Consider the following 14,537-nt stretch of genomic DNA (forward strand, 5'->3'; position numbering starts at 1 on the left):
AAGCGAAGCTTGAAGTTAGTACTGCTACGAAGGCGAAGTTAGCGAGAGCGTGCCCCGATTACAGACCATACTGCATTAGAGCGTATGCTTATCATTCATATATTCCTTTCATACGTAGGATGAAGTTAGCTGTAGCGTACCCCAATTACAGACCATACTGCGTTAGAGCTAACGATAGCTTTTTTTATTTCCGTAAATTCACTAATACATTCTTCCAAACTGACGATATTGATTAAAGCGGAATCATGGAGGAGAGTAACTCCTACCATTTCACGAGAATTTTCCTGAGATAGAGGAATGACAATTTCAAGGAGGAAGAATGGAAAACACACAGGAAAACGGGTTAAGCCCAAAGGAAGCTGCTGTTAAGACACAGGCAGGCGGGAGTCAGGATAAGCCGGGCTCCAAGGCTTTTAAGAAAGCTCCGGGAGTAAAGCCGGGACAGAAGGCGAAGGCTGTAAAGGGTAAAAAGAGAAGCAGCCTGGCAGGAAGAATTTCTGCATTGGTCTGCGTATCCATGTTGATAGTCTTTGTGCTGGTAAACATTGTTCTGCTGAATGCGGTAGGAAAATCCTTCGATAAGATTAATCAGGATTACTTACTTTCTACTACAGCGATGAATGTAGAAAAAGTCAAAAAGTCCATTACTTTAGCGGAGAATGCTGCAAGAGCAATCAGCGATCACTTGGAAGAAATGTATAACGAGCCGGATACCGGTGCGGCAACAGTTCCCAGTCTTTTAAGAGATACCGTTCACTTAAGTGAAAGAAGATCCTTTGAAGAAAAATATTTATTGGATTCTGTATGGGAAATGATTCGTCATGATGAACACGTTATGGGAGCAGGCGTTTTCTTCGAGCCAAATGCGTTCCAGCAGGGTGAGCCGGAATACGCTATGTATTTAGGAAGAGATAACGGAGATGAGAATAAGCGTTTCTTCAAGTTCCTGGATTACAAGTTTTACGGAAACGGAGCGGAAGAGTATTATACCAGAGCTTCTCAGGAAAAGGTTAGCCATGTGGTAGACCCCTTCGTATCCTCCATTACCGGAGAGACAATTTTTGTATTGGTTGTACCTATCCTTCATAATGACCAGTTTATGGGAACGGTAGTAGTAGACTTAAATGTTAAAATGTTCGATACTCTGGGAGTTGATAAGTCCGGTGAAGGTGCTAAGACCTTCTTTGATGTTATCAATAAGGATGGTAAGTTCGTATACAGCTCCAACCCTGATGCGGTAGGAAAGAACCTTTCTGAGTACGTTGGAGAAGAGACCTTTAAGAACGAGATTCAGAGTAAGTTTGACGGAGAGAGCATTTTCCATATTAAGGACAGCCACCGTATTCGTTACTTTGCACCGCTCACCATCTATGGAACAGACTGGTATGTACAGTCCGCAATGAGCTTAGACCTTTACAACCAGGGTAAGAACCAGCTCTTCGTTGCATTGGTTGCTGCAGAAGTTATTTTGTTTATTCTTTTACAGGTAATTCTTTTCACAGCACTTAAGAAGTCCCTTAGTCCTCTCGGAAAGCTGGCAGAGGAAAGTGACAAGCTGGCAGAGGGTAACTTTGACATTAGGGTTTCCTATGCACAGGAAGACGAAATCGGCCGTCTGGTAAAGAGCTTTAACAATATCGTAAAGCGTCTGACCTATGTGGTATCCGATTTACAGGCGAAGCTTGGAGCATTTGCTCAGGGAGACTTTGCAACAGAAATTAAAGAAGATGAGAACTATAAGGGAGATTTCCGCCCAATCCTGAATTCTTTACAGGAAATTTCCACAAGCTTGAACAGTACCTTGAAGAATGTACACACTTCCTCTTCCGAGGTAAGCAGCAGTGCGGAACAGGTAAGCAGCATGGCCCAGAGAATTTCCGAGGGTACTACCAAGCAGGCATCTTCCATTGCAGAGCTTTCCAAGACCATGGAAGACATTACAGAGCAGATTCGTCATACCACAAAGCAGGCTGAAAAGGCTCAGCAGCTTGGTGTTGTCAGCGGTTCTCATGTAGAAACCAGTAACCAGAAGATGACTGACATGCAGGGCGCTATGGAAGAAATCACCGAGAAGTCCAAGGAAATCAGTAAGATTATCAAGACCATCGATGATATTGCCTTCCAGACCAATATTCTTTCCTTAAATGCAGCTATCGAGGCGGCAAGAGCAGGAGAGGCCGGAAAGGGCTTTGCGGTAGTTGCGGATGAAGTCGGCAACCTGGCAAAGAAGTCTCAGGAAGCAGCTCAGAATACTTCTCTTCTGATTGAAGAAACCATCGGAGCAGTACAGAAGGGTGCTAAGTTCACCGAGGAAACTGCAGAAGCTTTACACTCCGTATCCGAAAGTACCAACCAGGTTAATGATTTGATCGGAGAAATTTCCAAGGCTTCCGAAGAGGAATCTGCAGGTGTTAGTCGCTTGAGTGACGGTCTTCAGGAAATCTCCGCTGTAGTGCAGGAAAACTCCGCAACAGCAGAGGAAAGTGCCGCAACAGCAGAGGAATTATCCGCTCAGGCTAACCTGATGAACGACCTTGTAGATAAGTTTAAAGTAAGATAATAGAGAAATCTGTTTATCGACATAAGCTTTAGTTTAAAACGAGATATCGCACACTACGCGTGCGATACTCGTTAAGAATTAAAAATAGAGCATAGAGAGAATGGCATTAATGCCTTTACTCTATGCTCTATTTTTTTGCATATGAAACCAGGAAAATAGAGACAGGAAAACAGAGACAGTATTGATTTTAAAATAAAAAATTTTAAAAAAAATATTTGTTTTATTTTATTTCCGGATAATCCTTTTAAAAAGTGGAAATTGAGTCGATACATCATTGATTGAGAATAAGAAGGAAGAAAGCGTTGAGGGAGATACACTTTCTTTTTTTGGAGGAAAAGGAGTCTACAATGATGCAGGAAAGTGCGAGTATAGGCGATTTAGGCAAAGACAAAGAAAAATGGCAGGAAAAGCAGGGCTATAGAGGACAAATCCCGGCTTTTAAGAAGGGGAGAAGAGTAGGGAAACGACTCTTTGCCTTCTTTTTGGCGATGCTTTTAGCTGCCGGTCCCTTAGAAACGGTAAGCTTCGCGGAGGAGGTATCTGCGTCGCCGTTGCAAGTCAAGGAAACAGAGGCGGAAAATCAGAAGGAAGCTATTTCTTTCGAGAAAGCTTCAGCTAAAGAGACAGCTTCAACAGAAACAAGTTCATTGGAAGCGCCTTCAACGGAAAGCTCTCCGATAGAAAGCGCTGTAACGGGAAATTCTCCTGCAGAAGTCTCTTCAAATGCAGCACCTTCAAAGAAATCTACTGCAAAGGAAGAACCTATTGCACCGGAAGCATCTTCACCGGAATCCTCTCCTATAGAGGGGGCTTCTTCCGCGACGGATTCTTTAGAAGGAAGCAAAAAAGCTGCAAAGTTTATTTTGAATTCTGAAGAGACAGAAATAGAAGGGCTAAGTGAAGCCGGCGTTCGGATTACTGCAAAATATCCGGAGTCTACCTTTCCTTTAGATGTACAGATGGAAGTAAAGGACATCAAGGAGGAAAGTCTTTTAGAGGAAATGAAAGAGAAGGCCTTGCAAAGAGCCAAGCTGCAAGATGCCGGAAATCATTTGAAAGAAGACAGAAAAAATGGAGGAAAGAAAAAAGAAGAGCGGAAGGAAGAAAGCTGGGAAGTAGACTCTCTTTCCGCTGTGGATATTTCTTTTTATGTTTTAAACGAGGACGGCGAGAAGCTGGAGGTTCAGCCGAAGAAGGGAAAAGCCGTAGAGATTACATTGGAAAAATCCTCCTTAGAAAATAATAAAGTAGATACGGAGACAGCTACAGAAGTAGAGCCGGAAGCGGAGAATGAAGCAAGAGAGGAATCGGAGAGTAGCTTGGGAGAAGATTCTTCTCAAATTGAGGAGTCTAAATTACAGGTTCTGCATTTTGATGAGCAGAAGGGTGTAGAGTATCTGGATTCTAAAGAAGAGGAAGAGGGAATCCGTTTTCAGGGAAAACGTTTCAGTCCCTATGCAGTGGTAAGAACCAGAAGAAGGAGAGATGTTCCTACAGAAGGAAACAATAACAAAATCAAGTTCCATGCCTTCTGGAGTGTTAATGCCACAGCGAACAAAGATGCTTCCATTAGTTATATTAACCCGGATTATAGTGCTACTGATGAAGACACAAAAAAGTCCATGCTGATTAAGCCCGGTAAAAATAACAACATGACCATAGGAATCAGCTATATGGTGAATTTTGCTGGAGGGGCGGGAGCACCACAGGACTATCCTACAGGTTCTATCAACATTTATCTTCCTGCAGCGATTTTTAAAGGAAAAGACGGAACGGATCAGGTAGCGGAGGACCAGAACAGCAGAAGCTTAATTTCCCAGTTTAATCCGGGAGATATTGTGGCAGCGCCGGGGGTTTCAAAGAACAGAAGTAATTATACAAAAGACGGCATTACCAAAATGGTAAACGGAGTAGCGGTGCCTTATATTAAAGTCAGTAACACGGATGCCAGAGGTCCTGCCAACTCCCTGGGGGCTATTTTTTCTTATAATTTTACGCCGACCTTATTAGAGTATACCCACGACAGTACTTCGGGAGAAAAGGGTGTTTATGAGCTGGAATTTCCTGTATTTTTGGAAGTTGACCAGGACATGGATGGAAGTTTTACCGGTCCCCATGATGCCAGTATAGAACGAAAACTAAAGATCAGGGTGGAATCCAAAGTGAATCCCAGCACGGTGGAGCTAAGGGAGGCGAAGAAGTTTGATGCGCCCAAATCCGTTTATTTCCAATGGGATCCCACATGGGGACCAAGACCTGCAGATGCGGATAATTATTTCTACGGCCTCTTTTATGGAAGAGCGGATCGTGCCAAGTGGAGTACCCAGGCCCTATCCTTTGTGCCGGATATTACTTCCACATCAGCTCCGGTAGCCGGTTCCGGAGCCATTTCCTCCGGACAATTAATCGGGGTAAAGCGTTATCCTCAGGACGGAGAATTTGATACTTTATTTAATCCGGATCAAATGCTTGGCAAAATAGGAAACAGTCCCAAGGATATTGCCAAAGAAATGGGAGTAGCGACGCCCAGTGAGCCTCGTTTAGAGAATCCCATGGGAAAGACAAGCATTTTTATTGCTCCGGAATATAAGACGGAATACAAGAATAAAAACCTGGATTATAAAGAATATGCCAGCTTTGATGATGGAGGCTATAGAAATACTGCTTTTTACGCCTTTCTTTACCGTTATCCCAAAACGGATATTACAACAGCACAGAGTAGCGGACAGGATTTGGAGACCCAGCCGCTAAAGTACAAAAGTACTTTTTCTGTACAGGATATTTGGCAGGATGGGTATAGCGGTACACCCAAGGCGGAAAGTACTGCGGAACTGGAAGTATATGTACGAAAAAATATTGGGGGAGTAGCCCGTTTAGATAAATATACCGGCCAGCCAACCGATACCAATACCCAGTTGATTAAGGGAATGCAGACTCTTTTGGCGGAGGGAACTCCGGTGAGTCTTTCCTACAGTCTTTTTGCAGGTACCCATTTAAAGGATAGCGAGATTACTTGGAATGGAGATCATACGGCCTATACTACTGCCCATGGTTCCAAGGCGGAGATTTCCGATGGGGGAAGATATACCCTCTTTAGCATGGACAATATTAGCAGCAGTGACGGAAAGCCCACGGAAAGCGCCGGAGTACTAAGCTATCCTTCGACAGGGGGAGATCCTTATGTGCTGTCGGAAGATGACTATTCCTATGAGTCCTTTTATCTGGCGGACTATACCGCCTATGATGTGGAGTTTAACGGCTACAGTAATGAAAAAGCCGTGAATCCCAGCAAGGCCTATACTCGCTTTGCCCCCATTGAGGTTTACGGCAAGAAGAAGGGGGGAAGTGAAGAAAAGCTTGGAGAGCTTTATCTGAATGCAGCGGGATACAAAAAATTCCGCAGTGTATCCGGAGTGGAACAGGATGCTACTGTGCAGAAACCCGTGTCCTTTCCGGAGGGAATCAAGGAGATTCGCTTTAAAAATTCCAGCTCCTTCTATGAGACCGGCTTTACTACAAGGGTAAATCTTCGCCTTCATCCTACAGAGGCCATGAAACAAAGACTGGAGAAGGACCTTCAAAATAAGAAGAACAGTTTTATTGCCGCACCGGCGGAAGGAAAATTGTCCATCGGAGATACTGAGATTGTAAAAAATCAGGTGGGAGAATTTTGGAATAAGGTAGGCTACCAACTGAGTCCGGCGAATTATCAAAGTGTGCTGGAAAAGAAAAGTATAGGTTCTATAGAGGACGATCCTGCAACAGGAAGACAAAGAAGAGCCGTTACTTTCACGGCATATAATGATATGAGTATCAATAATTCCTATGCTGCTTATCTAAATGCCTATAAGATTACAGAGGGTACTTTTTATGATTTACTGCCCTTAGAAACGAATGTTGACCCGGACAGTATAGAGATGGGAGACTATAGCTACGCGGATTCCCTACCGACTTCGGGAGCACGTTATGAAAAAGGAAAAGACTATACCGTGGAATTTATTCCAAACTGGGAAGAATCCGGACAAACCATGATGAAAATCAAGTTTAAAAGACCGGGAAAAGCGGATTGGTTTACCGGCGGTGTACTTACCAGAAACGGTGTACGCGTGCAGTATAAGCTGGAAAATACCTATAGCAGTATTATTGATAATGGTGCCAACCCAAAGAATAATGTAGGCTTTGTGGATGAGACTCCCAAGCATAAGAGCAAGACGAATCTGACTACAGACAATTTTGTCGGGGCAAATTATGAGAATAAGCAGTATTTTAAATCCGTGATGGAAACTTCCACCTCGGAGAAACAGGGAATCTTGTATACGGAAGCCAATGTGGACTATAACATTCCTACCGCAGTATCCGCCGGATTTGTAAACCGTATCAGTACGGAAATCAAGAAGGAGTATATTCCGCAAAATGTTTCCTATGCAGGAGACCCCTATGTGCATAAATTAATGTACAGTACCGCTCCCAATTCCAAGACGGCAGATTATGTATTATATGATATTCTGGGAACAGAGGAGGAAAGGAATGGAGACTTTGACTATGTGGATTTCCCTGCCCTTTTAAGAAAGAAAACCTACGATGCCCACAATGCCAATAACAAAGATACTGCAGCACCGGTAGTTTATTATGCTACGGTAAAGCCGGATGTATCGAATCTTAATGTGGATGACAGCAGTATCTGGAAAAAATATGAGCCTGAGAATCATCCGGTGGACAAGAAAAGTATTGTAGCTATTGCGGTGGATGTAAGAAAGACAAAGGCCGGTAAGCCCTTTTATCTTCCGGGACAAAGCGCCATCAGCATTTATGTTCATATGAATGCATCCACAGAAAAGCGAAAGCTTAGTGTGGAGAATACCAATACGGCAATCACCATTCACCGTACCTTTACAGGAGACCAACCGAACAATACATCTCAGCCTACCGATAAAACTGACATCAGTAAGCATAGGATTCTTCCGCCGATTAGCGTGGAAATCAAAGGACAAAAACATATCACCAAAGATGCCGGAAATGCAGACATCAAAGCAAAGGGAGCCTTCAGCTTTAGCTTAAAGCCGGTGGGAAATGCGCCAATGATAGATGACGAGGGAAATGCGATTTTAAATACCGTGAAAAATCCGGAGGATATGGGAGGAGAATTTCATTTTCCGAAAATCACCTTCTACCGGCCGGGAACCTATCATTATACGGTAAAGGAAAGTGGCACTTTCCCGGGGGTTAGCAATGACCCTGTATCGGAAAAAGCCTTAACGGTAGAGGTGAAGGTAGATGCACCGAACTATACAAAATTAAGTGCGGAACTAAGCTATGATGGGGAAACGGAACTAAGCTTTACCAACCATTTTAGTGAGAAGGATCTGCCTAAACCGAAGGAGGAGCCGAAGACACCGCCCCAAACGCCGAAGGAAGAGCCGAAGCCACCAAGTTCCAATAGGGAGAATCCTAAGAAGGATAGACCAAGACCACAGGAAAGCCCCAAGAAGGAAGAGCCCAAGAAGCCTACGGATCCGGTACCGAAGGATAATCCAAATCCTCCTTCAACACCGGAAACTCCGCCTAGAGAAGAGCTTCCTCCTGCTAGTCCTGTTGTACCTCCCAATCCGGAAACACCGAAAACGGTAACCGTCGGAAATATTCCTCCTGCAGAACTTGCCGGAAGAAGACGGGAACTGAGAGAAAGAAGAGCAAAAGTCGAAAAACGAATCGGAGAGATTCTTGGACAGACCCGGCCTTTAACGGAGGAAGAAAAGCAGGAATTAAAGGAACTGGGAGAAGTACTTAGCGGTATCCGAGAAGAAGAAAAGCTTCTTTCCAGACAGGTGTCCACAGGAGATACAAAAAATCTGAAGCTCTTGGCATGGGGATTTATCTTGAGTGCTTTATGCTTGGGCGGATACAGCGGATCTACTCTGCTAAGAAGAAGGAAGAGAAGATAAGAAAAGAAGATAAGAAAAGAAGACTCTTCAAAAAACTTCGAAAACCATTGATTTTTTTATATTCTCAAAGAAATTATTATGCCATAAATGAATTTTGCATAAACAGATAATAGGATAATAATTATTTGTCGACAAACTGTTAGGACTTCCCCTACAATAGGCAGTCCTAACAGTTTTTTGTTTAAGACGATTGCCTTAAAATTCATTTTTATGGAGTATTGCCTGCCTAGTTGTGCAATTTCTTGTTTAAGGTGTCGTTTAGAAGAAGCTTCCAAGTGGGAAGAATAGAGTCATAAAGGAGTGTGACATGGAGCACAAAATGAGAAAGCAGGAGAATGCGGAAGCTATGGGAAGAGGAAGGGATACCTTAACCCGTAGGAATTTTTCCAAAAGACGTCAAAGAGGAGGCTTTGCCAAGAAGGGTATGGCTTATTTCCTCAGTTTTTTGATGCTTGCGGGAAATTTGCAAAGTGTGAGCTATGCATCGGAAAACGCACAGCTCGTTGCGGAGCAGATGGGACTATCCTCTGAAGCAAATTCCTTGACGGAAAGCACCCCTGCAGAGCAAGCAGAGGAAGAATCCGCATTAGGAACAGATGCTGCAAAGGCTTCCGGAGAAGCAAGCGAACAGGCGGCACAGTCCGGAGAAGTGCAGGAGACAGCCTCTGAAGATGCATCTGCCGGGAAACAAGCAGGAGAGGAACAGGAAAATTCTGACGCTGCTGTAGCAGAGGAGAAGGATGCTTCGGCAGAGGAAAGTAAAAAGGAAGAGACTTCTGAAGAAGGAGCAAATCAGCCTTCTGAAGAAGCGGGGGAAAAAGCGGCTCAGTACATGGAGGCCGGTTCCTTTTCCGTGTCTTATAAGGATTTGACCGTTACCGCGGAATATCCGGAGGGAACCTTCCAAGAGGGCACACAGATGAAGCTGCTTCCCTTGGAGAAGGAGTCTGTCGTTGAAGAAGCCAAGTCTCTTTTGGAGAAGAATTATGAAAAGGATTATCCCGGAATGGTACCTCTTGTAGAGGTGCTGGATGCAGTGGATATTTCCTTTGTCAGAGAAGTGGACGGCGTAGAAAAGGAAGTTCAGCCGAAGAACGGAAAGAAGGTGGAGATCCGCCTGCAAAAGACCGAGAAAATCAAAGAGGTTTTGGCGGAAGAGGATAAGGATCTTCGCATTGTGCACCTTCCGGAAGGACTTCCGGCAGAGATTCTTCCCGTAAAGGAAGAGGGAGAGAATTTGCTCTTCTCCGCAAAGCACTTCAGTCCTATTGTCGCTACGGCGGTTTCTGCAGGACAAAGTGCCAGTGCCCATGATTTTAAGGCCTTCTGGATGGAATCGCCGGATCCGGATGCAGGAACAAGTAATGCCAAAACCGGACACAGCTATACAGACGGCAGTAACGGCGTTATGCGAGACCAGAGGGATTTAAAAATCATTCCTCCCGAGAAAGCTTCCAATGCCACGAATACTACGACCTTAGGGGTAGAACTTACCTTAAAGGGAAATAAGAATACCAAGTATGCACCGGGAACGGTAATCATGGAAATTCCTGCCCGTATTTTTAAGGGCTGGGACAGCGCTGAGCCGGATAAGATATCCGTGTATGAGAAAAAGAATAATAACCAGCATAAGTTACAGCCGGCGATTACCACCGGAGTACCTAAGGCGCCAAATACCAATCCACAAAGTAGTTTTAACTATACGATTATTCAGAAGGATATTGGTGGAGGAAGAACCGAAGAGTACTTCCGCCTGGCAAATTTTAGAGAGCTTACCGGCGGTTTAACCTTTAAGGCGGATATTGCTTATAACTTGACACCGACCATGCTTGCTGTAACGCATCAGCAGATTAACGGCCAGGAAAAAGGTGTTTTTGATAACACTTTTCCGGTAAGCATGAAGATTGATCATAGCGACAGTAGTCTTGACGCAGAAGAGGACAAAACCCTTTCCGTTCATGTGGAAACGGAGGTTAAAGAAACCAATTTTACTTTAAAGCATGGAACGGCAGATGTGAATCAGGGCGTTTATTTTACTTGGGATCCCAGCTGGGGGAAAAAACCTGACGATGCAGAACAGTATTTTTACGGAGTTTGGTATGTTAGAGTGGACAGAGCCAAAGGAAGCTCACAGCCCTTTGACTATGTTTTCCATGACGGGAGTCCTCTGGATTCCGATGGCGGAACCTTGATTGGTGCAAAGAAACTCCCCAGCAATGTGGCCTGGAACAATTACTTCTATAACAATATTGCCAATAATGAGAATAATATTGAGGTTTATGCCAAGAATGGCTATGCCAATATTGCAAAGTATATGGGAGTGGGAGAGAATCCTCCGGCAAATGCCCCATATTTGGAAAATCCGATTGATAGAACTTATGTGGGAATTCCCAAGGATCCAAGCGTCCCCAATCTTCCTGTCGGCTTGCCCTATGCGGAAAACTTACAATATGCCAACGCCCATTATAATTCCCAGCTATATGCCTTGCTATATAAGTATCCCATGCAAAAGCTGGAGGATGCAAAGAACGATGGCATTAATCTGGCTACACAGGGCTTACCCATTACGAACAAAATTCATTATAAGGAAATTTGGGCGGATGGGTACGTAAGAGAAAAGGATGTAACGCCTAAGGACCCCATGATGGTCTATGTGCATCCTTCCACTCCCGGTGATTTTGTACTGAAAAAATATAATACGGTAGATCGAAAAGTCTATATAGGAATTTTCGGCTTACAAAGTATTTATAAGGATGGCGGAAAAGCTCCGGTTGTCTACAGTAACTGGAATGACAGTTTTACCCTGTCCTCCAATTACAAGGCGGATGATAACAGTGTTGCCTTTGGGACAGACGGAAAATACACAACCTCCGGAACTTCCGGACAACCCGGTTCGGGAACCACCATTACCGACGGAAAGTATAAGCTTTTTTCTACCAGCAGAATCAGCGTAAACAATCAAAATGTGGAGCAGACCTTGGGAAGCGGAGCATTTTCCAACCTGCCCCATGATAACGGAACAAATGCGGATGCCTACAGAGGCCCTGTATATGATTTAACGGATGACGATTACCACTATAGCAAGATCTACATGAAGGACATGAAGGTCTATGATGTGGAGAAGGTGGATAATCCGATAATCCGGTTTGCCAAAAAGGGAGATTATAAGAAGGAATATGCAGAGTATCCTCCTGTAGAAATCTGGTTAAGAAGGAAGGGTACCGGCTTAGATGATTATTTCAAGTACGGAACCTTTAGATTTGACGCCGGAAGAAGAGTGCAGTTTACGCCGGAACCAGGGTATGAGGATAAGTGGGATCTTACCCAGAATAAAGCTTCTCACGTTACTCACTTAAATCAATTGGATTTAGAGAAAGCCTTTGGAAATAATATTGTAGGCCTTCGCCTTAAGCAGGATTCTCCGTATTACAGAACCAGCTTTGACGCGGCATTTACCCTACAAATTACCCCCCAGCCGGCAATGCAAAGTGCCATTGCCACTACTATGGCTCGAACTGATGGCTACAACATCAGCTTTTTAGCGGGAGATGCCACCGGAGAGGTTCGTCAGCTGGGAGTACAGAGGCTGAATAAGAGAGCCGGAGATTATTTCCCGGAAGTAGGATACGGTTTAGAGCCTTTAAACATTAACTCTGAGCTTGCAAAGACTAATGCCCCGTATGTAGATCACCCTGAACGAAGCGAGCAGAGTATGCAGGTATTTGTTCGAGGGTTAAACTGGGGAACCTTCCCCACCAGCCTTCAGCAGGATGAGTACACAGACAAATATGTTCTGAAGAAGGGGGACATCTATGACTTGCTTCCGGCAGGAACCTATGTGGATGAATCATCTATCATAATAGGAAACATGGATCAGGCAGAGATACCGCCGGAAGAAAAAAGATTTGTAAAGGGTAAGGATTATACGGTAGAGTTTAAGAAGAATTGGGAAAACTCCGGACAAACCATGATGATTATTCATCTGACCATTCCGGATGACAAGCAGCATCGTTACTGGGACAAATTCTATAACCGAAGCGGTTGGAGAATGGCTTATACTCTCTGGAATCCCTATACCAATATCGTAGACCGTGGAAGATCCGTAGTAAACACCGTTGGTTTTATCAATAAGGATGCCAATACCATTTGGGACGGTAACTATTCCAATGGAAAAACCCCTAATCCCAGCCCTGCATTGCTTGGAAAATATACTGCCAAAAGGGATGAGGCAGCCCATGAAAATGGGACTTTTACCACCTCTGTAACGAGCTTAACCATGCCTTACGGGCCGGTAACAGTACTGGAGGCAACCTTTAACAATACGGTTTCCACAGAAATCGATTCTCGTTACCTTGGAAATAATGTGAGCTATATGGGAGACCCCTATAATCATAGACTTCTGTATCAGGCGTCTGCCACCAGTAGAACCACGGATTTGGTACTCTTTGATATCTTAGGGGAGGAAAAGGACAGAAACGGAGATTTTACCGGAGTAGACATTAACAGTATGCTCAGTAAACGCTCCTATGACAAAACCAATGCCAACAACCAGGATACCTTAAAGCCCAGAGTATTTTATTCTACGGTTATTCCTACTCCGGAACAAAGAGACCTGGGAAAACCCCTGTATGATGCTGCCGGGTATGCGGCGGATACCAATCATAACAATCCGAAATTCAGTGACAGTATCTGGAAGGAATGGAACTATGAAAATGAAAGCGCAAATACAGTAGATAGAAAGGAAATCAAGGCCCTTGCCTTTGACCTTCGAACCACTGAAGCAGGAAAGCGTTTTATTCTGGACCAGCAGGGACTCATTTTAGCCAATGTCAATATGGTAGCCCACATGGATCAGAAGAAGATTAAGGTGGAAAACACCAATGTGGCTTATCGTACCGGCATTTTGTTCCCGGGAAATGATGTTCCCCAGAACGTAGCACCGGATACGGTACAGTCCAGCAGTAAGCACCGTCTTGTGGAACCGGTAGTCTTTTCTTTACCGGTAAAGAAGGTTTTGGATGTGCCGGCAGGATTAAATGCCCCCAGTATTCAAGGAAAGTTCACCTTTACCTTAAGCGGCGTGGACGGAGCTCCTTTATTGGATGAAGAGGGCAATGCCATCGACACTGTAAAGCGTAATCCGGATGCAGACGGAGGTATGGTGAATTTCGGAAATATTCGTCTTTTAAAGCCCGGAACGTACAAGTACAAGATTCATGAAAGCGGACAGCATTTGGATGGTGTGCAAAGCGAGGATATGGGAGATAAGTTTATCACCATTACCGTAACGGATCCGAACCACGTAAAGATGGAGTCGGATTTACAGCTTAGCGAGACCAACCCGATGACCTTTACCAACGTTTACGGCGTACAGGCTATCGACCCGGAAATCAAGGTGGAAAAATTCCTAAGCGCAACAGCGGGAGTGAAGAAGCCGGATATTTCCAATACATTTACCTTCACCTTAAAAAGAGTGAACGGAGAGCCTATGCCGGCGGAAGCAGGAACTGCAGACAGCCTGAGCAAGACCAATCCGGATGCTATAGGTGGAGAAGTAAACTTCGGAAGAGTACATATTACCCGCCCCGGAGTATACAAGTACACCGTAACGGAAAGCGGTTTGTTCCCCGGTATCGTAAATGATCCTCGTCCTACCAGAGATATCACCATTACAGTTAATGATTTAGGAAATGGACATCTCTTTGCCTTAGTAGGAGGAGATGATTTCAACTATACCAATGTCTTTAAGCCTACACCGGCACAGGGACAGGTGGAGCTGGGTAAGAAGATTTCCGGAAGAAAGCCTTCTCAGGCAGACCCTTTCCGCTTTGTTTTACGGACAGAGACCATGGAAATTAGTTCCAACTCCGTATATTGGTCAGATAAGAGAGAGGACCCAAGCTTTGATGAAAATGAAATCCTCCTGAATAACGGTAACGGAAACGATACTTTCGAGGAGTATCTGGATCCGGACAACAATGTTATTAGGAATAAGAAAATCGTGAGCAACTCCGATTTGGAAGAAGGTGTTTTAT

The 14,537-nt window shown here is 44.3% G+C and carries 4 protein-coding genes; 3 read left to right on the forward strand and 1 reads right to left on the reverse strand.

From position 1 onward, the window contains the following. Nucleotides 1-125: 125 nt before the first annotated feature. Nucleotides 126-269: a hypothetical protein gene (locus RDQ32_RS08880; protein ID WP_308580091.1), complete on the reverse strand. Its 144-nt coding sequence runs from the start codon at nt 267-269 to the stop codon at nt 126-128. Between the two features lie 50 nt (nt 270-319). On the opposite strand from RDQ32_RS08880, the gene RDQ32_RS08885 reads away from it, so the two are divergent. From RDQ32_RS08885 to RDQ32_RS08895, 3 genes are all read left to right on the forward strand, one after another. Then, on the forward strand, nt 320-2,560 hold the full coding sequence (locus tag RDQ32_RS08885) for a methyl-accepting chemotaxis protein (RefSeq protein ID WP_308580092.1): 2,241 nt from the start codon (nt 320-322) through the stop codon (nt 2,558-2,560). A gap of 347 nt (nt 2,561-2,907) precedes the next feature. Continuing rightward, complete coding sequence (locus tag RDQ32_RS08890) at nt 2,908-8,502, forward strand: FctA domain-containing protein (RefSeq protein ID WP_308580093.1); 5,595 nt, start codon at nt 2,908-2,910, stop codon at nt 8,500-8,502. Between the two features lie 319 nt (nt 8,503-8,821). Continuing rightward, nucleotides 8,822-14,537 (forward strand): FctA domain-containing protein (locus tag RDQ32_RS08895; RefSeq protein ID WP_308580094.1); only part of this gene is annotated, 5,716 nt, incomplete at its 3' end.

The organism is uncultured Oribacterium sp., assembly GCF_902481605.1.
GTDB classification, from domain to species: Bacteria; Bacillota; Clostridia; order Lachnospirales; family Lachnospiraceae; genus Oribacterium; species Oribacterium sinus.